General features: G+C 35.3%; 26 protein-coding genes and 1 tRNA gene. 24 read left to right on the forward strand and 3 right to left on the reverse strand.

Annotation, left to right across the window (positions count from 1 at the left end; genetic code table 11):
* Position 1 precedes the first annotated feature (1 nt).
* From COD11_RS21165 to tsaD, 6 genes are all read left to right on the forward strand, one after another.
* A tRNA-Asp gene (locus tag COD11_RS21165) sits at positions 2–78 on the forward strand.
* Between the two features lie 238 nt (positions 79–316).
* A complete protein-coding gene (thiL, locus tag COD11_RS21170) occupies positions 317–1,303 on the forward strand; it encodes a thiamine-phosphate kinase (RefSeq protein WP_098798899.1) in 987 nt (328 codons plus the stop codon).
* 13 nt (positions 1,304–1,316) lie between these two features.
* Positions 1,317–1,790, forward strand: coding sequence for a tRNA (adenosine(37)-N6)-threonylcarbamoyltransferase complex ATPase subunit type 1 TsaE (gene tsaE, locus COD11_RS21175; RefSeq protein WP_098798900.1), 474 nt, complete (start codon positions 1,317–1,319; stop codon positions 1,788–1,790).
* Positions 1,771–2,460, forward strand: a complete 690-nt coding sequence (tsaB, locus tag COD11_RS21180; RefSeq protein ID WP_098798901.1) for a tRNA (adenosine(37)-N6)-threonylcarbamoyltransferase complex dimerization subunit type 1 TsaB — start codon at positions 1,771–1,773, stop codon at positions 2,458–2,460. The genes tsaE and tsaB overlap by 20 nt, the downstream gene beginning before the upstream one ends.
* Before the next feature lie 13 nt (positions 2,461–2,473).
* On the forward strand, positions 2,474–2,926 hold the full coding sequence (gene rimI, locus COD11_RS21185) for a ribosomal protein S18-alanine N-acetyltransferase (protein ID WP_442920009.1): 453 nt from the start codon (positions 2,474–2,476) through the stop codon (positions 2,924–2,926).
* Complete coding sequence (gene tsaD, locus COD11_RS21190) at positions 2,923–3,954, forward strand: tRNA (adenosine(37)-N6)-threonylcarbamoyltransferase complex transferase subunit TsaD (protein ID WP_098798903.1); 1,032 nt, start codon at positions 2,923–2,925, stop codon at positions 3,952–3,954. Before rimI ends, tsaD begins: the two co-directional genes overlap by 4 nt.
* A gap of 440 nt (positions 3,955–4,394) precedes the next feature.
* Here tsaD and COD11_RS21195 read toward each other — a convergent pair whose 3' ends face one another.
* Positions 4,395–6,329 (reverse strand): ABC-F family ATP-binding cassette domain-containing protein, encoded by a 1,935-nt coding sequence (locus tag COD11_RS21195; protein WP_098798904.1) that lies wholly within the window; start codon positions 6,327–6,329, stop codon positions 4,395–4,397.
* A gap of 224 nt (positions 6,330–6,553) precedes the next feature.
* Here COD11_RS21195 and moaC point away from each other — a divergent pair, with 224 nt between their 5' ends.
* From moaC to tatC, 4 genes are all read left to right on the forward strand, one after another.
* Positions 6,554–7,045, forward strand: a complete 492-nt coding sequence (moaC, locus tag COD11_RS21200; protein ID WP_098798905.1) for a cyclic pyranopterin monophosphate synthase MoaC — start codon at positions 6,554–6,556, stop codon at positions 7,043–7,045.
* 73 nt (positions 7,046–7,118) lie between these two features.
* Positions 7,119–7,763: a redox-sensing transcriptional repressor Rex gene (locus COD11_RS21205; protein ID WP_098798906.1), complete on the forward strand. Its 645-nt coding sequence runs from the start codon at positions 7,119–7,121 to the stop codon at positions 7,761–7,763.
* A gap of 29 nt (positions 7,764–7,792) precedes the next feature.
* The gene (locus COD11_RS21210; protein ID WP_098798907.1) at positions 7,793–7,987 is read left to right on the forward strand and encodes a twin-arginine translocase TatA/TatE family subunit; all 195 of its coding nucleotides are present in this window, start codon (positions 7,793–7,795) and stop codon (positions 7,985–7,987) included.
* Between the two features lie 16 nt (positions 7,988–8,003).
* Positions 8,004–8,753 carry a twin-arginine translocase subunit TatC gene (gene tatC / locus COD11_RS21215; protein WP_098798908.1) on the forward strand — a complete coding sequence of 250 codons (750 nt, stop codon included), beginning with the start codon at positions 8,004–8,006 and terminating at the stop codon, positions 8,751–8,753.
* 15 nt (positions 8,754–8,768) lie between these two features.
* On the opposite strand, the gene COD11_RS21220 is transcribed toward tatC, so the two are convergent.
* Together COD11_RS21220 and COD11_RS21225 are read right to left on the reverse strand one after the other, a co-directional pair.
* On the reverse strand, positions 8,769–8,972 hold the full coding sequence (locus COD11_RS21220; protein WP_176551189.1) for a YdiK family protein: 204 nt from the start codon (positions 8,970–8,972) through the stop codon (positions 8,769–8,771).
* Positions 8,969–9,694 carry a CPBP family intramembrane glutamic endopeptidase gene (locus COD11_RS21225; RefSeq protein WP_098798910.1) on the reverse strand — a complete coding sequence of 242 codons (726 nt, stop codon included), beginning with the start codon at positions 9,692–9,694 and terminating at the stop codon, positions 8,969–8,971. Before COD11_RS21225 ends, COD11_RS21220 begins: the two co-directional genes overlap by 4 nt.
* 313 nt (positions 9,695–10,007) lie before the next feature.
* On the opposite strand from COD11_RS21225, the gene groES reads away from it, so the two are divergent.
* From groES to COD11_RS21295, 14 genes are all read left to right on the forward strand, one after another.
* Entirely contained in the window at positions 10,008–10,292 is a 285-nt protein-coding gene (gene groES, locus COD11_RS21230) for a co-chaperone GroES (RefSeq protein ID WP_026561982.1), read from the forward strand.
* A 54-nt stretch (positions 10,293–10,346) separates the two neighbouring features.
* Positions 10,347–11,981, forward strand: a complete 1,635-nt coding sequence (gene groL, locus COD11_RS21235) for a chaperonin GroEL (protein ID WP_098798911.1) — start codon at positions 10,347–10,349, stop codon at positions 11,979–11,981.
* 336 nt (positions 11,982–12,317) lie between these two features.
* Complete coding sequence (locus COD11_RS21240) at positions 12,318–12,680, forward strand: YwqH-like family protein (protein WP_176551190.1); 363 nt, start codon at positions 12,318–12,320, stop codon at positions 12,678–12,680.
* A complete protein-coding gene (locus COD11_RS21245; protein ID WP_098798913.1) occupies positions 12,677–12,964 on the forward strand; it encodes a DUF5344 family protein in 288 nt (95 codons plus the stop codon). Before COD11_RS21240 ends, COD11_RS21245 begins: the two co-directional genes overlap by 4 nt.
* A gap of 3 nt (positions 12,965–12,967) precedes the next feature.
* Positions 12,968–14,440 (forward strand): LXG domain-containing protein, encoded by a 1,473-nt coding sequence (locus COD11_RS21250; RefSeq protein WP_098798914.1) that lies wholly within the window; start codon positions 12,968–12,970, stop codon positions 14,438–14,440.
* A 35-nt stretch (positions 14,441–14,475) separates the two neighbouring features.
* Positions 14,476–14,721, forward strand: a complete 246-nt coding sequence (locus tag COD11_RS21255) for a hypothetical protein (RefSeq protein ID WP_098798915.1) — start codon at positions 14,476–14,478, stop codon at positions 14,719–14,721.
* Positions 14,714–15,013 carry a DUF4176 domain-containing protein gene (locus tag COD11_RS21260; RefSeq protein ID WP_098798916.1) on the forward strand — a complete coding sequence of 100 codons (300 nt, stop codon included), beginning with the start codon at positions 14,714–14,716 and terminating at the stop codon, positions 15,011–15,013. Before COD11_RS21255 ends, COD11_RS21260 begins: the two co-directional genes overlap by 8 nt.
* Entirely contained in the window at positions 15,010–15,399 is a 390-nt protein-coding gene (locus tag COD11_RS21265) for a DUF4176 domain-containing protein (protein WP_098798917.1), read from the forward strand. The genes COD11_RS21260 and COD11_RS21265 overlap by 4 nt, the downstream gene beginning before the upstream one ends.
* A 282-nt stretch (positions 15,400–15,681) precedes the next feature.
* Positions 15,682–16,251, forward strand: coding sequence for a Uma2 family endonuclease (locus COD11_RS21270; protein ID WP_098798918.1), 570 nt, complete (start codon positions 15,682–15,684; stop codon positions 16,249–16,251).
* Positions 16,252–16,691: 440 nt separating this feature from the next.
* Positions 16,692–17,543: a DegV family protein gene (locus COD11_RS21275; protein ID WP_098798919.1), complete on the forward strand. Its 852-nt coding sequence runs from the start codon at positions 16,692–16,694 to the stop codon at positions 17,541–17,543.
* Between the two features lie 912 nt (positions 17,544–18,455).
* Complete coding sequence (locus tag COD11_RS21280) at positions 18,456–19,403, forward strand: carbohydrate ABC transporter permease (RefSeq protein ID WP_098798920.1); 948 nt, start codon at positions 18,456–18,458, stop codon at positions 19,401–19,403.
* Complete coding sequence (locus COD11_RS21285; RefSeq protein WP_098798921.1) at positions 19,404–20,243, forward strand: carbohydrate ABC transporter permease; 840 nt, start codon at positions 19,404–19,406, stop codon at positions 20,241–20,243.
* Between the two features lie 34 nt (positions 20,244–20,277).
* Positions 20,278–20,910: a YesL family protein gene (locus COD11_RS21290; RefSeq protein WP_098798922.1), complete on the forward strand. Its 633-nt coding sequence runs from the start codon at positions 20,278–20,280 to the stop codon at positions 20,908–20,910.
* Positions 20,911–21,093: 183 nt separating this feature from the next.
* Positions 21,094–22,428 carry an ABC transporter substrate-binding protein gene (locus tag COD11_RS21295; protein ID WP_442920010.1) on the forward strand — a complete coding sequence of 445 codons (1,335 nt, stop codon included), beginning with the start codon at positions 21,094–21,096 and terminating at the stop codon, positions 22,426–22,428.
* Positions 22,429–22,503: the final 75 nt, after the last annotated feature.

The raw sequence follows: 22,503 nt of genomic DNA on the forward strand, positions 1-22,503 counted from the left end.
TGGTCCGGTAGTTCAGTTGGTTAGAATGCCTGCCTGTCACGCAGGAGGTCGCGGGTTCGAGTCCCGTCCGGACCGCCATATATTGATTGCTTGCGAAACAATGATGTTTCGTTTTTTTTATGTTTATTCATAATATTTTTGTACATAGATAAGAATTTAAATAATACCACCATAAAGCCTTATATGGTACGATAGAATAGATAAAACTTGGTTAAACTAAGTTTAAATGCTTACACGCTAACAGTGACTCCTTAGGAAACAATTCCTAAGGTTTTTTCGTAATATTAGCGAATAACTAAAAAAGATGGAGTATGAAATGGATGAATTTGATTTTATTCTTAAAGTAAAACCAAATCGTACTTTTCAAAAGAATGTAAAAGTAGCAATTGGGGATGATGCAGCTGTTTACGAACCGAGTCTGAATCGCAACCAAGTTGTTTGTGTAGATACTATGGTAGAAGGAGTTCACTTTCTTAAACATTTATCTACTCCTTTTGAAATAGGCTATAAAGCATTGGCAGTTAATATTAGTGATATTGCTGCTATGGCAGGTATCCCTCTTTATTATCTAGTTTCTATTACTGTTCCCTCTAGTTGGAAAGAAGAGGAACTAGTAGGGATTTATAAAGGCATGGACGAGCTTGCAAAGGAATATAAAATGGATCTATTAGGTGGAGATACAGTTTCTACATCTGACAAACTTGTTATATCGGTTACTGTTATAGGAGAAGTTGAACAAGAAACACAGACTCTTAGAAACAAGGCTTGTGATGGAGATATTGTTTTTGTAACAGGTAATGTAGGAGATTCATCTGCAGGTTTAGCTATTTTATTAGATCACGTACAAATACATAATCAACAATCGAAAGAATACCTTATAAACCGTCATAAAAAGCCTACACCTCGTGTAAATGCAGGTAGACTTATAGGTGGATTATATCGCGCTTCATTAAATGATGTTAGTGATGGGCTAGCTAGTGAATTAAATGAAATTAGTGAAGCAAGTAATGTTGGTATAACAGTCTTTAAAGATCAGCTTCCTGTCAGTGATGAACTTTTATCATTGAGTTCATCAAATGATATTTACAAATGGATTCTTTATGGTGGCGAAGATTTTGAATTAGTCGGGACCACCTCACGGAACTCATGGGAAAAGTTAAAACAAACTTGTGATAAAATGGATTTGAAAATAACACAAATTGGTTTAGTAGATCAAAAACATTCTGGAGTTATGCTACAGACTGTTAATCAAGAATTAGTCAGAATTGAAAAATCAGGGTATAACCACTTCAGAAATAAGTAAGGTGAGTAGAAGAGTGGAAAAATATGAGTTTATAACAAAAAGTACTGAAGATACAACTATGATTGCCATAAATCTTTCAAAAAAACTAGAGCCCAATGCTGTCATTACTTTAGAGGGAGATTTAGGTGCCGGTAAGACTACTTTTACTAAAGGCTTGGCAAGGGGGTTGGGGATTAAACGTAATGTTAACAGCCCGACATTTACTATTATAAAGGAATATCATGATGGACGACTGCCTTTATATCACATGGATGTTTATCGAGTAGAAGATTCTGATGAGGACCTAGGTTTCGATGAGTATTTTCATGCAAGTGGAGTTACTGTTGTAGAATGGGCTCATCTGATAGAAGAACAGTTACCTAGTGAACGGTTAGATATAAAAATTCTTTATGTAGATGATACAACAAGAACGATTATCATGAGTCCTAAGGGATCTTATTATGTTGGACTGTGTAAGGAGTTAAATGATGAAAGCATTAGCCATTGATACAACCAATAATGTGTTGGGAATCGCAATTGTTGAAGAAGATAAAGTCATTGGAGAATATATCACAAATTTAAAGAAAAACCATTCTGTACGAGCAATGCCAGCTGTTGAAAGACTTTTAAGTGATTGTGATATAACACCGAAACAGCTAGATAAAATTATTGTAGCAACTGGTCCTGGGTCTTATACTGGTGTTCGGATTGGTGTTTCAATTGCTAAAACAATGGCATGGGCCCTTCAACTTCCCATTGTAGGTGTTTCAAGCTTGGAAATATTGGCGGCAAATGGGCGTTTCTTTAATGGACTGATCTCTCCAATATTTGATGCTAGAAGAGGACAAGTTTACACAGGTTTATATCAATATGATAATCAGGAATTAGTTACTGTGGAGAATGATCAAAATTTATTGTTAACAGATTGGTTAGAGATGTTAAAGTCTAAAAATGAGCGTATTCTATTTCTAGGTAATGATCTCCCTATACATGAGAAAGCAATTACACATGTACTTGGTGAAATGGCGGAAAGTGCACAAGTAGCTCTGCATAATCCGAGACCAAGTGAGTTAGCAATTATAGGGCTTAAAAAGAATGCTGAAGATGTTCATAGTCTTGTACCAAATTACATAAGACTAGCTGAAGCTGAAGCGAAATGGCTAGAACAGCAAAAATAAGATGGTGGCTATTGTGGATAACGAGTTTACAATAAGAAAAATGGTAAGAGAAGATATTGAAGAAGTATATCAAATAGAGTGTCAATCTTTCTCAGCACCATGGACGAAGGAATCTCTATATTATGAGCTTGAGCAAAATTTATTTGCCAAATATCTAGTAGTTGAACTGGATGGTAAAGTGGTTGGCTATTGTGGCTTATGGGTCATCATGGATGATGCCCAAATAACAAATATAGCAGTTCACCCTGAATACAGAGGGAGAAATATAGGTGAAGCTCTTTTAAGATTTACTATTCAATTAAGTAGAGAAATGAATGCAAAAAGACTATCTTTAGAGGTTAGAGTGTCTAATCACATCGCACAGTCCCTATACAAAAAGGTGGGATTTTTACCTGGTGGTATAAGGAAGCGTTATTATACAGATAATCAAGAAGATGCTTTAGTAATGTGGGTGAATTTAATATGATTGAAAAAGACCAATATATACTGGGAATAGAGACAAGCTGTGATGAAACTGCTGCTGCGATTATTAAAAACGGCCGTGAAATTGTCGCAAATGTTGTTGCATCACAAATTGAAAGTCACAAACGGTTTGGTGGGGTAGTTCCAGAGATTGCTTCCCGACATCATGTTGAGCAATTAACAATTGTTTTTGAGGAAGCAATGAAACAAGCAGATCTTACTTTTGCGGATCTATCAGCAATTGCAGTTACTGAAGGACCTGGACTAGTAGGAGCACTATTAACAGGCATTAATGCAGCAAAAGCCTTAGCCTTTGCACAGGGTATTCCTTTAATAGGAGTCCATCATATTGCCGGCCATATTTATGCTAATCGACTTATTCATGAATTGGAATTTCCTTTACTTGCTCTGGTGGTTTCCGGTGGACACACAGAATTAGTATATATGAGAGAGCATGGAGATTTTGAGGTAATTGGTGAAACTCTCGATGATGCTGCCGGGGAAGCTTATGACAAGGTCGCACGAACTCTTGGCCTTCCATACCCGGGTGGTCCTCATATTGATAAATTAGCTCATGAAGGTCAAGCCTCTATCGATTTACCAAGGGCTTGGCTAAGTGAAGGGTCCTTTGATTTTAGCTTTAGTGGCCTTAAATCTGCCGTTATTAACACACTCCACAATGCAAAACAAAAGGGGATTGAACTTGATCCCAAAGATGTGGCAGCAAGCTTTCAAGCAAGTGTTATCGACGTTTTAGTCACAAAGACTGCACAAGCTGTGGATAAATATCATGTTAAACAGTTGTTATTAGCAGGCGGTGTTGCAGCTAATAAGGGTTTAAGAACTGCTTTAGAAAAAGAATTTTCTTCAAGAGATGGATTAACATTAACAATCCCACCACTATCTTTATGCACAGATAATGCTGCCATGATTGCTGCTGCTGGAAGCATTTTATATGAAAAGGGAGTAAGAAGTGATTTGGCACTAAATGCAAATCCCGGCTTAGAATTAACATCTTATCAACAAAAGTGAATAAATAAATAAAATAAAACAGGATCTGAGGGTCCTGTTTTTTCTATTTCTTTTGACAAAAGCTGAGTGTATTCACAGAGAATCTCCTAATTTCTATAAAAATAGGATTATTCACATAGTTATCCACAGAATGTACACGATTTTTGTAGAATTGTGTAAAACTATTTAAAATGCTGTCAAATCAATGTTTTTTAGAATGTGTATAACTTAAACAAATTAAAGAAAATATGTGGATAATGTGTATAAGTCTGTTGATATGTTGGAAATAAAGGATTTGTAGTGTGGATAAAAAGTGTAGATGTGAATAAATAATAGTTATTCACATGAACTTAAGAGAAGATTGTCGAATACGTTTTTGAGATCTTACTTTTCTGAATGAAACAATAAAAAAACAGCGAGGAACCCGCTGTTTATTAAATATTACGTTGATTACCTAAAAATTAATGTAATTGCTCCCATTCTGCCATTAGATCTTCTAGTTTGGAATGAATTTGTTCATTTTCTTCGTTAATTTTTTGTACTTTTTCATGATCTTGATAAACATCTGGATCACAAAGCAGGGCTTCGTTACCTTCAACTTTTCCTTCAAGTTCACTTATTTCATTTTCAATTTCTTCAATTCTTCTTTGCTTTTGTCTTTCAAGTTTTTTTAATTCTTTTTCTTGTTGATAACTTAATTTCCCCTCAGGTTCTTGTCCTGATTTTTTTTGTGTGGGAGAGTTATTTCCTTCTTGCTCTAATCGTTCATGTTCAAGTTGTTCTTCCTTTTTTGTAAGATAATAATCATAATCTCCTAAGTACTCAGTAAGATGAGTGCTAGAAAGCTCATAAACTTTTGTGGCAATTCTATTAATAAAGTATCTGTCATGAGAAACAAAAAGGATTGTACCTGGAAAGTCAATTAAAGCATTTTCTAAAATTTGCTTACTATCTAAATCAAGATGGTTTGTTGGCTCATCAAGAATTAGGAAGTTCGCTTTTTGTAGCATCAGTTTAGAGAGTGCCACTCTTGCTTTCTCTCCTCCACTTAGAGCAGAAACAGGCTTTAATACATCATCACCAGAGAATAGAAAGTTTCCTAGTATTGTTCGAATTTCTTTTTCGGTCATTTGTGGATATTCATCCCACAGCTCGTCTAAAACTCGTTTATTTGATGTAAGATCGGCTTGTTGCTGGTCATAGTAACCTATTTGTACATGTGAACCAAGAGAAAAGGTACCAGTCAACGAATCTAATTTCTGAATGATTGATTTTAGTAAAGTTGATTTACCTATTCCGTTTGGTCCGACTAAGGCAATGCTATCACCGCGAGATATAGAAAAGGAAATGTTTGAGATAACAGGATGAACATTGTCATAGGAAACAGAAATGTGATCGGCTTTTAGCACATCGTTTCCACTTTGTCTGTTAATATCAAACTGAAAGCTTGCTGATTTTTCATCGCCAAGGGGTTTGTTCATTAACTCCATCTTTTCTAGCTTTTTCCTTCTACTTTGGGCAAGCTTTGTTGTTGAGGCACGAGCTAGGTTTCGTTGAATAAAGTCCTTTAGCTTGGCAACTTCTTCTTGTTGTTTTTCAAAGCTTTTTAACTCTTTTTCATATAAGTCAGCTTTTTGTTTTAAGTATCGACTATAATTTCCAATATATCTTGTGCTTGTATGACGGCTGATTTCATATACTTGTGTAACAATCTTATCTAGGAAATATCGATCATGGGAAACAATTAGAATTGCTCCAGGATAGTTTTGTAAATATTGTTCTAACCAGGTTAATGTTTCAATATCAAGATGGTTTGTTGGCTCGTCCAATATTAATAGATCTGGCTTAGTAAGTAATAGCTTACCTAAAGCAAGCCTTGTTTTTTGGCCACCGCTTAGAGAAGAAATTTTTGTCAGCGGATCAAAATGATGAAATCCAAGGCCATGAAGAACAGAACGTATATCAGCTTCATATTGATATCCGCCTTCTTCCTTAAATCTAACTTGAAGGGTGTCATATTCTTTTAAAAGTTGTTCAAACTTTTGTGTTTCATTACTTGGATCAACTGTTGCCATTCTTTGTTCTAGATTTCTCATTTCTTGTTCCATTGATTTGAGATCTTTAAATACTAAATTCATTTCGTCCCAAATCGATAATTGAGATTCTAGTCCGGTGTCTTGAGCTAAATATCCAATTGAAACATCTTTAGGCTTAATAATTTCACCCGAATCATGGGACATGGCTCCGGAAATAATTTTTAAAAGTGTTGATTTCCCAGCTCCATTGCGACCAACAATCGCAACTCTATCTCTAGTTTGTACTTCCAACTTAATATTCGATAAAATAGGGTCAGCACCAAAGTATTTACTAAGTTGATTTATTTGTAACAATATCATTGTTTTCACCTCTACTAATGCTTTAAGTGTAGCTTAGTTTTGGGGTGCCTGTCACCACCCGAATTTTGTCGACGGAAAAGAAAAGTGCTCTTGATTCAAGTGTGTCATATACTCTTAGATGTTAAACGGGTGATTCTTGCTTTTTGTATCCATATAATTGTCACAATAACAAAACAGACAGAACCTAAAAAATAGTGTATAGTCTAATTTAAGGAGATTTGTATATGTCAGAGTTTACTCATTTTAATGAACAAGGCCGAGCAAAGATGGTTGATATTTCGGCTAAAGAAGAGACTGTTAGAACAGCTCAAGCTAAGACAAGTATTCAAGTAACAAAAGAGGTTTATGAAAAAATGATCAACCATGAAATAGGGAAAGGTGATGTATTATCGGTTGCACAAGTAGCTGGAGTTATGGCAGCTAAGCAAACATCACAGGTTATTCCTATGTGTCATCCAATTTCAATAAAAGGTGTAAACATTGAGTTTGAATGGGATGTTCGTGATACGAATCATTATACTCTATTGATCTCAGTTACTGTGAAAACAAAAGGAAGTACAGGTGTTGAAATGGAAGCGTTAACCTCTGCTAGCATAACAGCACTAACTGTTTATGATATGTGCAAAGCAGTGGATAAAGGAATGATTATAGGCCCAACCTATTTAGTAGAGAAAACAGGTGGTAAAAGCGGCGATTTCCTAAGAAACGAAATATGACATGGATTTTACTAGTATCTCCAAAATCCTATAAGCATTGTCATATGTGTTTGTGTGAATGTGAGGGATAAGATTGAATATAGACCAAACGAAAATACCACAGGCAACTGCTAAGAGATTGCCTTTATATTATCGGTTTTTAAAAAATTTACACTCGTCAGGAAAGCAACGTGTCTCATCTGCCGAGTTAAGTGATGCAGTAAAGGTAGATTCCGCTACAATCCGAAGAGATTTTTCATATTTTGGAGCTCTTGGAAAAAAAGGATATGGATATAATGTGAATTATTTGTTATCCTTTTTTAGAAAAACATTAGATCAAGATGAGATAACGAAAGTATGTTTAATTGGAGTAGGGAATTTAGGAACGGCATTTTTACATTATAATTTCACTAAAAATAACAATACTGTTATTTCTCTAGCTTTTGATGTAGACGAAGATAAGGTAGGTAGTGAGATTGGCGGGGTACCGGTCTTCCATTTAGATGAGATGGAAAACCATCTTCCTGATGATGTTACAGTTGCGATTTTAACTGTACCAGCTCCAGTTGCACAATCAATCACAGACCGTCTCATTACAAAGGGTATTAAAGGAATATTAAACTTTACACCAGCACGGTTAAACGTGCCGGATGAAATAAGAATTCATCATATTGATTTAGCAGTGGAGCTACAGTCTCTAGTATATTTCTTAAAACATTATCCTCATGAGGAGAAATAAATAATAGCCCAGAAAAGGAGGTGGATTCGATGCCAACAGTAGGAATCGGAAGCCTTTTACTTATCGTATTCGTAGCATTACTTATCTTTGGACCAAAAAAGCTACCTGAACTTGGAAAAGCAGCAGGTAATACACTTCGTGAATTTAAAAATGCAACAAAAGGTTTAGCAGATGATGATGATGAGCAAGACAGCAAAAAAGAGAAAAAGGAAGAAGTCAAGTAAGATAGGATGAACCGATATGAAACATGATGATATGTCGGTCATGGAACATATAACCGAACTAAGAAAACGACTCGTTATTGTTGTCGTTTTCTTTTTCGTAGCGGTTATTGCCGGATTTCTCCTTTCCAGACCGATCATTATTTATTTGCAGCAAACTGATGAAGCAAAATCACTAACATTAAATGCTTTTAATTTAACAGATCCATTAATGGTTTATATGAAGTTCGCTTTCATAATAGCATTTGTTATTACTTCACCGATTATTTTGTATCAGCTCTGGTCGTTTGTTAGTCCAGGTTTATATGAAAAAGAAAGAAAAGTAACACTAAGCTATATTCCTATTTCACTTATGTTATTCTTTCTCGGGATTTCCTTTTCTTACTTTATCCTATTTCCGTTTGTGATCGACTTCATGGAAAGAATATCAACTGACTTGGATATTAATCAAGTCATCGGAGTAAATGAGTATTTCTCGTTCTTATTACAGCTAACGGTGCCATTTGGTATACTGTTTCAATTACCGGTTGTAATAATGTTTCTGACTAGATTAGGAATTGTTACCCCAATGTTTTTATCAAAGGTTAGGAAATACGCATACTTTATATTATTGGTTATTGCAGCTTTAATCACACCGCCTGAACTAGCATCCCATTTGATGGTTTCCATACCGTTGTTTATTTTATATGAAATTAGCATATGGATTTCTCGTATTTCCTATCGAAAAGCACAGAAGATGCGTTTTGAAGAAGAAAACATAAAAAAATGAGACTCGTGAAAAGTCTCATTTTTTTATGTTCATTTTTTTAATTTTTCTTGATAAAGTAAACATACGAATCGCAACACCAATATCGAAGGTTGCGATCAGCATTAATAAAATAGTTGGAAAGGTAAAGATCCCATTCTCGGCACTGTTTATTGCTAAGTAAGTAAATAGTAACCCCATGACCAAATAAAATATGGCCATAGAAATAGGATTAGTTCTCATGATAAAAAGCCTCCAATAATTACTTGCATTTGTTCCATTTGCTTCATCATTCTTTCTATATCTTCCTGGAATACAGTCTGGATAATCACGACCATTGTATTCATAGCGACATGAGCAAAGATTGGGACGAGTATTCGTTTTGTTTTAACATAAAGAAACGCGAACGTAAATCCCATTGAACCGTACAACAGAACATGCTGTGGTTCACCATGTAATAGTGAAAAAATAAGTGAACTAATAACAGCAGCAATAAAGAAGTTTGTTTTAGTATAAAGTACCCCAAAAAGAATTTTTCGGAAAATAATTTCTTCAAGTATAGGACCTAAAATTGAGGTCACAATGATAACCAGGGGTGAAACCTTAATAACATTAACAATCATTTGAGTGTTCTCAGACCCGGCTTCGACCCCAAATACATTTACTTCTATGTTTGCTGCAACACTTTGTACAAATAAAGCTAAAAAGAAACCTGCAACAGCCCACCCGATTGAAGCCCCAACAGAAGATGGTTCCCCTCGGAAGCGGCTTTCTGTATGACGTTCGTGTCTTAAAAGAAAGAGAATAATGAAGAAAGCCAATGAAAAGCTGAGGATTGTCCAATATGCAAACCTCTCAACTGTGGTTTCTCCTATATTTAATAGGTCTAATAACCTTATTCCTAGAAACGATGATAGCTGTAGTAGCATATATGTTAATAAAATAAACCAATAATGCCTTTTCATATTAGCCTCCTTGTAAACCATCGGTGATATAACAACGAATAATTATACCAAACTTTATTGTAACATACCCACATTCAATCTTATGTATGATATCTCTTTTCATGAGACAAAATGGTGAAATAATAACGTTTTCGATAAGAAGTTAGCCGAGTCGAAAAATAATAGAAAAAGTTCTCAAAAAAATTAAGCTTCATACTTGAAATTAAAAAGGATCTTATATAATATATTAATTGTGTTAGCACTCAAGATTAGCGAGTGCTAATAAAAAGGAAAAATTAATCAATTATTTATGAAATTGAGGAGGTTGTTTCACTTGTTAAAGCCATTAGGTGATCGCGTTATTATCGAGTTAGTTGAATCAGAAGAAAAAACTGCTAGTGGTATCGTCCTTCCTGATAGTGCGAAAGAGAAGCCACAAGAAGGTAAGGTAGTTGCTGTTGGTACAGGTCGTGTACTAGATAGCGGAGAAAAAGTGGCGCTTGAAGTAGCAGAAGGCGATCGTATTATCTTCTCAAAATATGCTGGTACTGAAGTGAAGTATGAAGGTACTGAATACTTAATTTTACGTGAAAACGACATTTTAGCTGTTATCGGTTAATAGAACAGCCCTATATCATAGAACATTTTATAATCTTGAGGAGGTTATGTAAAAATGGCAAAAGATATTAAATTTAGCGAAGAAGCTCGCCGTTCGATGCTTCGTGGTGTTGACGCTTTAGCGGATGCTGTAAAAGTTACATTAGGACCTAAAGGACGTAACGTAGTATTAGAAAAGAAATACGGTTCACCTTTAATCACAAACGATGGTGTAACAATTGCTAAAGAAATCGAATTAGAAGATGCATTCGAGAACATGGGTGCAAAACTAGTAGCTGAAGTTGCTAGCAAAACAAATGATGTTGCTGGTGACGGTACAACTACTGCAACTGTTTTAGCTCAAGCAATGATCCGTGAAGGATTAAAGAACGTAACTGCTGGTGCTAACCCAATGGTAGTTCGTAAAGGTATCGAAAAAGCTGTAGCTGTTGCATTAGAAGAGCTTCAAGCGATTTCTAAACCAATCGAAGGTAAAGAATCAATTGCACAAGTTGCTGCGATTTCTTCTGCTGATGATGAAGTGGGTCAATTAATCGCTGAAGCAATGGAGCGCGTTGGTAACGACGGTGTTATCACAATCGAAGAGTCTAAAGGTTTCTCTACTGAATTAGAAGTAGTAGAAGGTATGCAATTCGATCGTGGGTATGCTTCTCCATACATGGTAACTGATTCTGACAAAATGGAAGCAGTTCTTGAAAACCCATATGTATTAATTACTGACAAAAAAATCACAAACATTCAAGAAATCCTACCAGTATTAGAGCAAGTGGTACAACAAGGTAAACCACTATTACTAATCGCTGAGGATGTTGAAGGTGAAGCATTAGCAACTCTAGTTGTGAACAAGCTTCGTGGAACATTCAATGCTGTAGCTGTTAAAGCTCCAGGATTCGGTGATCGTCGTAAAGCAATGCTAGAAGACATTGCGATCTTAACTGGCGGTGAAGTGATTACTGAAGAACTAGGCTTAGATCTTAAATCAGCTAACATCGATCAATTAGGACGCGCTTCTAAAATTGTTGTTACAAAAGAAAACACAACAATCGTAGAAGGTGCTGGCCAAGCAGATCAAATCGCTGGTCGCGTAAGCCAAATCCGTTCTCAATTAGAAGAAACAACTTCTGAGTTCGATAAAGAAAAATTACAAGAGCGTCTTGCTAAATTAGCTGGCGGTGTAGCAGTTATCAAAGTTGGTGCTGCAACTGAAACTGAATTAAAAGAGCGTAAACTACGTATTGAAGATGCCCTTAACTCTACTCGCGCTGCAGTAGAAGAAGGTATCGTTTCTGGTGGTGGTACTGCTCTAGTGAACGTATATAACAAAGTTGCTGCTATTCAAGAAGAAGGTGACACTCAAACAGGTGTTAACATCATCCTTCGTTCTCTTGAAGAGCCAGTTCGTCAAATCGCTCACAACGCTGGTCTTGAAGGATCTGTTATCGTTGAGCGCTTGAAAAACGAACAAGTTGGCATCGGCTTCAACGCAGCTAACGGCACATGGGTAAACATGTTCGAAGCTGGTATTGTTGACCCAACTAAAGTTACTCGTTCTGCACTTCAAAACGCAGCATCTGTAGCAGCTATGTTCTTAACAACTGAAGCTGTTATCGCTGACAAACCTGAAGAAGGCGGCGGCATGCCAGATATGAGCGGCATGGGCGGCATGGGTGGAATGGGCGGCATGATGTAATAACGCCCTCAAACCAAGTTATTACTAACATTGAGGTTTTAATAGAGGCTCCTCATAAGTTGACCAAACTTATGAGGAGCTTTTTTATTATTCCTAAAGGTAACTTTTCCGCGATCTGATTAATCATCCGAATAACTCTTCAAGATTTACAGCCTACATAAATTCCTTAGAGGGAAACTAGGCCTCCTATTCTTATTCTATATTTAGGTATTTCGAATGATGAATAAAACTCACAATTCAATAAATGGTTTTTATTACCCATTTATTATAATAATTACCATTTGATATCATAAACACGAAACAACTTCCGAATTATTCATGGAAGGAGCATATGATATGTCCTATTTATCCTATTTGCTTCAGCAATTAATTGAGAAAAGGGAACAGCTTATTAGACTTAAAAATACGAAAACTACTATACTAAATCTTCAAGATATACTTGTTAAGCAGGAATTATCGGTTGATGAACCTGCATTAACTGCTTCTCTATGGAATGGGAATACAGCTAGGAGCTTTGTTGATAAACGTGAAGTTGTAAAGTCTTCCTATATAGACATTACCTATTCGCAAGTAGGGAATGCAATTAAGGTGATTGATGATAAAATTTCCTCAATTCAAGTAGATATTCAAACATTAGAAATAAAAATAGAAATGGAGAAAGCTCGGATTGAAAATGAAAGGAGAGTTGAAAATCGTTGAATCAGCCAATCAAGGTTGTATACGAAGACGTCATAAAGTTAGTCTCGAATATCCAAAACGCTAATGAGCATTTTGATACATCAATCAAAGATGATTTTGCCCTACAAAATGAATTGGAAGTTGTGAAAACAATAAATGGACTAAATCAAATGTTAGAGAGAATTCGGGAGGAATATAAACACATACTTTTACAAAATAATCAATCAGCTATTCAGGCTGTTGAGTCAAATAAAGAAACCGATCAATCAATTTCTCAATCTTTCTTTCTAAACTCTGGAGAATAACATATGAAATTATTAGATAACCATTCATTACAATATAGTATTTCTGATTTAATATCCAAATTAGATTCTCAAAAAGCGCAATTGAACCAAGTAATCATTTCGATAAATGAACTTTTTAACTATCAAGATTCTTTTACTGGCAAAACCGCAGACGCAATAAGGCTATTCTATCAGGATATACATATCCCCTTCCTTACTTTTTATTCTACTCTTCTTGAAGATTATAAAAAAGTACTTATAACACTAAAAGATCGTTCTTTAGATTTAGAAAATGAGCCTAATGGTCTTATTAAACAAAGTTTCTTAGAAGGGGAACTAAGTGATGGGTTAACTCAATCGGAAAAATCCTTGGTGAAACTAGTTAATGAAACTAATGAGAACTTAAACACTATTGAAGATATTGTTCATGTACCTAGAGTCAATGATCAAGATTTTCTAAATGCTACGGAAGATGCCCATAAAGAGATTAATCAAACAGTTACTGATTTGATTAGCTTTGATACTGAAAATAGTAAAAACTTAGAAACCGTGGGTAAGGATATCCATATGATGGAACAGTATATCCTTGAAATGCAGAGTATTTTAAGATCAGGCAGAATAAGTGTGGGGAATTATTCCACCGTTCAAACAAGTGTATTCACCCAACGTTTGTCTTTACTTCAATCACTACATCAAAAGCAAAATTTTGACTATATGTTATTGCGTAGTACAGTTCCAAGTGAATATGAATCTATGCGTAAGCTCCTCTATCTAAATAATAATAGCTTCTATAGAATAATGACTAACTCTGAGGACATAGCGATTTCTGGTACAGGAGTTGCTCAGAATCCCGATGGAGCAGGTACTAAAAGGAAAAGTGATAACATTATAACTATTGAAGATAAAGTAGAAGATGGTTGGGGTTCGGATGGAGTTGGTAACGCAGGCTACTCACTTGAAGCTGATATAGAAGAAAGAAATATTCAGGGAGAAATTGGCGCTTCAGTCGTTAACACTGATAATATGGATGATATTCCAGATCATGTTAGCCAGAAAATCTTATATGGCGATATGGGAATTTCTGTTCCTTATGGTCTGGAATCTTTTACCAAAAGTACAATTTATGGGCAAAACATTGGATTTAAGTCAGAGGCAGGAGTGGCGAAGTCTTCTTTTTCGCACGAAAACTCACCATTAAATGGTACATTTAATTTTGCTCAAGGAGAAGCAAAATTAAATTACGAAGATTATACATATAGTGCAGGAGCTGGAGTTTCAGCAGCAAAAGTAGAATTAAAGGTGGAGCCACTAAATTTCTTTGGCTATGAGCCACTAGAGGAATGGTTTGGATTTAATTATGACCCGTTTGTTGGTGTAGATATTTCATTAGGAAGCATAGGTGTAAGTGGTTCAGTAGGTTTAGAGACTAGTATCTATGCTGCATACGGTGTAGGTGTTGGCGTAAAAGCAGGACTAGAAAAAGATGAGAATGAGTAATTATAAAAGTGTTTAATAAGGTGGAGATTTATAACATGTTTCCAAATAAGCCGCAGGTAAAAAAAGCAACAAGGTTTGCGTTATTATTTTATAGTATTTTTATGGGGATTAGTGGAACAATCTTCTTATCAGTACTGATATTCTGGGGTATACCAAAAGACCAACTTTCTGATCTTTTTGTTCCTTTACTTTTTATGTTTATTCCTTTATATGGAACATGTATAGCGGCTTTAATCATCCGTGCAATATTTTTTAAGAAAGAGGGGATTTCTAGTGACTGACTTATCATTAGACCTTTTACCAATAGGAACGGTTGTAAAATTAAAAGATATCACAAAGCCTGTCATGATCTACGGAAGGCATCAGATACAAACTAAAACGAAAGAAATCTATGATTATATTGCTGTTCCATATCCAGAAGGGAATCTATCGGAGGAATTTAATGTATTCTTTAACAGGCAATTAATCGAGAAAGTTATATATAAGGGTTTCATCTCTCCAGAAGAAAACCTGATGAAAGAAAAAGTGGAACATGATTTGAAAATAGGTCAAGGAAATGGTGTAAATATATGAAATCAAAGTTCTTTTTTTTATTTATTATTTTAGTACTTACACTGATAGGCTGTAGCGAACAAAAGGCAAGTCAAAAAGTCGAATCGGAAAAGGAAGAGGAACAAACCGAGAGTCTCGACCCTGCTAAGCTGGTTCCGATTGGTACCGTCGTAAAATTAAAAGAAATGGATAAGCTTGTCATGGTTTATGGCTATAATCAAATTCAGACAAGTACTGGTAAGCAATTTGACTATATTGCAGTACCATACCCTGAAGGAAATATCTCACCAGATTATAATGTCTTTTTTAACAGAAATATGATCAAAGATATAATACATAGTGGTTATGTCACTTCAGAGGATAAAGAAAATCGTGAAAATGCTGATAGTGAAGGCCATACATATTGATCCAAAATAAGGAAGATTTTAATGTGTTAGCAGATCATTGAAATCTGCCCCTTAAACCCTTGATATGAAAGGGTTGAAAGTCATTTGCTAACAAAATGCTAACATTCGGTTTATAAAAGAGGCTTCTCAATTAGTTGATTGAACTTATTGAGAAGCCTCTTTCTTTAGTAAACGGACCAGTTGGGGCAAGACTTGTTATATTATGAGTGCTTGAAGTGAATCTGTGTAATGCTCTTGAATATGCTAAAATATGATTAAGCTTGAATTGAAAGGGATGATTTAATGACCATTCCGGATAAAAAAGAGAAGTATTCGTATGCCGATTATCTAACATGGGACGAAGGTGGAAGATTCGAATTAATTGATGGGGAAGTTTTTAATATGTCTCCTGCTCCATCACGCAGGCATCAACAGGTTCTCCGAGAGCTATCTACAGCTTTTTCGATTTTCTTGCGAGAAGAAGAATGTGAAGTTTTTTTTGCGCCATTTGATGTACGGCTATTAGTGGAAAATAAACAAGATGATGATATAAATAATGTTGTTCAACCCGATTTATCGATTGTGTGTGACCAGAAAAAGCTTGATGACAAGGGGTGCAATGGAGCACCGGATATGATTATTGAAATCCTTTCACCTTCATCTGTTAAGTTAGATCGTTGGATAAAGTTCCAACTTTATGAAAAAGCAGGGGTGAAAGAGTACTGGCTTGTTGACCCGGTTAACGAATCTGTAGAAATATATCTTTTAATCAATGAGCAATACAAATTTCAAGGAGTCTTTACAAAAGTTGATAAAATTTCTGTAAATATATTAACCGGATTAGAATTAGACCTAAATCAAATTTTTGAATAAATTAATGTGACTGACCCCAGTACTATAACGCCTTATCGTACTGGGGATTGCAGGCCCCTTTTTTCATTTAAATATTTATCACAGCGACAGCCTGGATATTTTGTTCCAATAGATTTCTTATATTCATTAGTTGATGAAACTTTTAGGAAAGCTCTTTCTATTTTTTACATGTTTTAGTTGTTTATAATTGGACAAATTCAGGGGCGTCACTATTTCCTGAGTCAAAAATCTAAGAAATAGTTAATCTTTTTCACCTTTTTTTAAACTAGTCATGTAAATGTATAGACTACTTCCTGATTTGAGGAGATAGTCTCTTTTTGTTTAATTTTACCTTCCGAGAACTCTAGGATGCCAGACGCTATAAGGCTTTCTCGTGTATAATTAAAACGCAATGTTGGAAGAGTAAACGCGGACCTTAATATACTCAAGGGGGAAATAGAATGCGAAGGATCATCTTATCGACCGAAAGCGGTGCCGACGTACCGAGTGATTTAGCTGAAAAGTACGATATTCAAATAGTTCCAATGCATATCATTATGGATGGAAAAGATTATTTAGATGGTTATCTTCCAGTACAGGATATTTATGACTATTACGGACGTACGAAGAAAATACCCTCTACTACCTCCACAAATTCACATGAGTATCAAGAGTTCTTTGCAAATATAAGAGAGAGTATCCCAGATTGTATTATTGTACATATTGGTTATACATCAAAAGCTTCTTCTTCTTTTCAAAATGCTGTTATTGCTGCGGAAGAATTTGAAGATATTTTTCTCATTGATGCTCTGAACGTTACTGGAGGATTAGCTGCGATTGTACTGTATGCTGCTGAGTTACTAGAAAGGGAACCTTCCATTGAACCGGAACATTTAGTTGAAAAAGTAGAGGCAATCGTTCCTAAATCAAGATTGGTTTTCATCCCAGGGAGTCTTGAGTTTCTTAAAGCAGGAGGACGAGTAAGTAATATGGCTTCTTTGATTGGGACTTTGTTGAAAATAAAGCCATGCATAGAGTTGAAGGACGGAAAGCTTATGTCTACAAAAAAGTACCGCGGGAATATGAGTGGAGCTACTGAAAAACTTTTTAGTGATTACTTAAATACATACAACATCGATAGAAAGCAGCTATATTTTATTTACTCAATAGGGTTTGATGAAAGAATCAAGCAGCGGATGGACGAGATTGCCAAAGAAAATGGATTCCACAATATAAGATGGATCCAAGCGGGCGGTATGATTTCAACACATTCTGGAGCTGGGGGCTTCGGGGTAGCGGGATTGGAGCGATAATACGGGAGAGAGATTATATGCCAATAAGCAATTGATTGAAATGATTGGAATTATGAAAATTAAAGTGTAGAAAAATGAGAAAAGTATCTTCTCTAACTGCTAATATCTTGCTAACGGTCTAGTGAAAAACGGTTAATTCTGTTAAAGATGTTACAGTAGGAATTTAATAATACATTGAATATTGTACTCTATCCACACCAAATAAGAGAGGCTTTTCATAAGTTGACTAAACTTGTGGGAAGCTTTTTTTGCTATTTGATCATTGCACTTGTTTTGAAATTTTTCTAACTTCAAAAGTGCAATGGAATAACTTAATTTATCGGTTCAGCCTTGGCTTATAAGAAGGGTTCAATCTCCACAATAACTTCAACCCAGAGTGTGGTTTTTAGTAGGAGATATATGTATTGGTGAACATATACTTACAAGTTAAATATGGTAAATGTAGTTGTCATGATGAATAGTTAAATGCTGGTTTTATTTTAAGGGCATGCATAAATAGTCCTAAATATAGCCGAATAACAAGATTAGACAAATTTTTCATTATATACAAAATAATCAGAAAGTACTTGAAATTAAATATTCAGTTATTTATAATCAAGATGTACCTAACATATGCGTATGAGTGGGTGAGAAATTATCTTTATATTTGTTCGTACAAAATTAATTACATTATTATTGGTACGTATGTAATATTTTTTGGTTAGTAGTGTAAGCGTTGTCAATTTTAATCTCAAGGGGAGGTCGTTTAATGTAATTCAAATATTATAAATAACATGACTTTCATACTTTTATTCTAGAACTCATTTCTATCTCGCTTTAAACAGTCTTAGGCCATGATGAAAATGTATTGTGTGTTTTTGGCATGCTCCTAAGAGGTTTTCAGCTACTATGTATCAAAGGGAGGTTTTTTACATGTTACCTACTTCGAAGAATACATCACCTGAAATGACAGTAACAGCAAATAGATCAAATAAAGTGTTGAAATTTCTCAATTCAAAAAAAGTAGTACCGTATATTTTTGTCTCTCCGTTTATCCTTTCTTTTTTGGTTTTATCTTTATATCCTTCAATACAAGCAATCATCATGAGCTTTCAGCGAGTACTTCCAGGACAAACAACATTTATAGGAATGTCTAATTATTCGCGGGTTCTTAATCCAACCTTTTATAAGGCACTATCAAATACATCAATCTACGTTTTACTAACCGTTCTCATTTTAGTCATAACACCAATCATTTTAGCTGTATTACTAGATTCAAAGCTTGTTAAATTTAAAACATTTTTCAGGGCATCTTTGTTTTTACCTGCATTAGCTTCAACGATTGTAGCTGGTATGGTGTTTAGACTTATGTTTGGTGAAACCGATGCAGCAGTGGCTAACCAAATTTTAAATTGGATAGGTTTAGAGTCTGTTGATTGGAGATATAACGCTTGGTCAGGCATGTTTCTCATGGTTCTTCTATGTTGTTGGCGTTGGATGGGTGTGAACATTCTTTATTTCTTAGCTGCTCTTCAAAATGTTCCTAAAGAATTATACGAAGCAGCAGAAATGGATGGCGCATCAACAATCAAGAAGTTTTTCTATGTCACATTGCCATTTTTAAAGCCGGTGACAATCTTTGTAACAACCATTTCCGTCATCAATGGTTTTAGAATGTTTGAAGAAAGCTTTGTTTTCTGGGAAGCAGGTTCTCCAGGAAATATTGGATTAACAGTTGTTGGTTATTTATATCAACAAGGGATTCAGCAAAATGATATGGGGTTTGGTGCAGCAATCGGGGTTGTTTTAATGTTAATCATCTTTGCGGTTAGCTTCATTCAACTTATTTTAACTGGAGCCTTTAAGAAAGGGGATGAGTAAATGAAAAAGAAAAAAAGTTCACTAGTCGTTTGGTTAATAAACATTGGCTTTTGCATCATTTCATTTATTGCGTTGTTCCCTATTTTAAATTTGTTAATTTCATCACTAAGACCTTCGTCCGAATTAATGAGAAATGGAATTAGCTTGGTTTTTGATCCTAGTACACTAAGTTTTAATAACTACACGTATATTTTTACACAAGCTGGTAATTATTGGGGCTGGTATATGAACAGCTTGACCATTTCAGCGATTACGATTGTACTATCGTTATTTTTCTCTTCAATGGTCGGGTATGCACTTGCGTTATATGACTTTAAAGGAAGAAATCTAATTTTTGGGTTTGTGCTATTTATTTTAATGGTTCCATTTGAAATTCTTATGCTTCCACTCTTCCAATTAATGATTAGTATGAATTTAATTAATACGTACACAGCTGTTATTCTACCTGCTGTAGTTGCACCGATAGCAGTATTCTTCTTCAGACAATATGCCATTGGTCTTCCAAAAGAATTAATGGATGCGGCAAGGATTGATGGAGCTACAGAGTATGGAATTTTCTTTAGGATTATGCTACCGCTTATGGGGCCATCAATGGCAGCAATGGCAATTCTTCAGGGATTAGGAAGCTGGAACAATTTCTTATGGCCATTAATTGTTTTAAGATCGAACGATATGTTTACATTACCAATCGGCTTAGCAACGTTACTAACACCTTATGGAAATAATTATGATGTGCTCATTGCAGGTTCTGTTATGACCATTATTCCAATCATTATTCTCTTTGTCTTTTTCCAACGGTACTTTGTTGCAGGACTTACAGTTGGTGGAGTGAAGGGATAAACCTATTTCGGATCTAAAGAGGTGGAGTATTGATATGAATGGGAAAGAAATTGTATCAAAATTAGATTTTATACTTCAATGGATTTTCCGCCTTGTTGTGCTGAATGTAATGTGGATTTTCTATTCAGTTCTTGGACTAATTGTAGCAGGTATCTTTCCATCTACTGCCGCTATGTTAAGTGTAGCTCGAAAGTGGATTCTGGGTGAACATGATATCAAGATTTTCCAAACATTTAAGAAAACATATCGTCAAGAATTTGCTACAGCCAATATATTGGGATGGATTTTAACAATAACTGGAGTTATTCTGTATTTTAATTTTCAATTAATGAAGAATTCGGTAAGTGTGTTCTCTATTGTAACTCCTTTTGCCTTTTATTTAATGGTTTTCTTCTATATGATTCTATTAATTTGGGCTTTTCCAATGCTTGTTCATTATAAAGCTACCTGGAGACAGCATCTTAAGAATGCCATTATTGTAGGTTTATCAAAACTTCATTATACCCTCATGTGTGGTTTGAAGATTTTTTTTGTATTGTATCTATCTTTAAGTTATCCGGGAATCATTCCATTTTTCACGATTAGTGCCTTAGGGATAGGGGTGATGTGGGTTACGTTGCGAGTCTTTACTAAAATGGATCAGGGAGTAAAGGTGAAGTCGCTATAAAGTGCGGAGGTTTCTATTATTTTCTACCTAAGTGAAAATACTTTCAGCTATGAGTATGCATAATTGTTAATTTGTAAGCGCTTATCCTGTAGTTAGCAAACTTAAGGGAGGTGAATCTATCGAATTAATTCTGTTATGAAAAAACTCTAGGCTTTTAAAAATGATAAACAAGGGGGAAGAAAATTGAAAAGGTCGTTATCGGTACTTTTAGGATTACTTATGTGTTTTGTATTAGCGGCATGTAATGGTGGAGGAGACTCGGCATCTGGTGAGGCAACTGAAAAGGAAGTTATAGGTGGAGATGTTGAAGATGCAACCGAATTAAAGTATTGGACATTTGTTGAACTGCACATGGATTTCTTTAAAGACGCGGTTCCTCGTTGGAATGAACTTCACCCAGATAAACCGATTAAACTTGTTGCTGAAACATTCCCTTACGATCAAATGCATAACAACTTATTATTAGCGCTACAGTCTGGTAAAGGTGCACCTGATATTTCTGATATTGAAGTTGGTCGTTTTCCGAACTTTTTACAAGGTGAACCACAGCTTTTACCTATGAATGAATATGTTGAACCAGAAATGGATAACTTCATCCAATCAAGATTTGACATATATGCTAAGGATGGTAATTACTACGGTATGCCTACACATGTTGGTGCGACTGTCATGTATTATAACAAAGAAATTATGGACCAAGCTGGTGTTGATATAGATTCAATCAAAACTTGGGATGACTATGTAGAAGCGGGTAAAAAGGTCGTTGAAAACACTGATGCTGTTATGACAACAGTTCATACGGGTGATGCAACTACTTTCCAGCAAATGATCAGTCAACAAGGTTCTGACTTATTTGATGATGAGGGTAATTTAACAATAGATAGCCCTGAAAACATCAAAACACTTTCTTTGTTGAATGATATGCTTAATACACATAAAATTGCAGAGTTAACACCTGGTGGCGAGCCACATGCTGAAGAGTTTTATGCATTTATGAATGAAGGAAAAGCGGCATCTATCTCTATGCCAATGTGGTATATGGGACGTTTCACAGATTATATGCCTGACCTAAAAGGTAAAATGGTGATACGACCAATGCCTGCTTGGGAAGAAGGTGGAGATCGCTCGGTAGGTATTGGTGGAACTGGTACCGTTGTTACAAATCAAACTGAGCATGCTGAGCTTGCAAAGGAATTCCTGGCATTTGCAAAACTTTCTAAGGAAGCAAATATTAAACTATGGACAGTTCTGGGCTTTGATCCACCTCGTTGGGATGTGTGGGAAGATCCGGCGGTTCAAGAGGATAACAAATTCTATCAATATTTCGGTACGGATATTTTTGATACATTACTTGAGATCAAAGACGAAATTAATGGTATTAACGTAACAGAACAATATCCAGATGTTCTAACCGAGTTAAATACCAATACATTAAATAATGTACTAAGACAGAAATCTGAATCTCCTGAAGATGCTTTAAAGAAAGCACAGGAAACAGTTGAAGCAAATATGCAGTAGGTATTTTTTAAAGGGTTGGAACACTTTCGTTTCAGCCCTTTTGGGTGTTATAGAATTAGATTGTTGGTGAAAGTC

The organism is Bacillus sp. AFS040349, from assembly GCF_002577655.1.
In the GTDB taxonomy this organism is placed as follows: Bacteria; Bacillota; Bacilli; order Bacillales; family Bacillaceae; genus Metabacillus.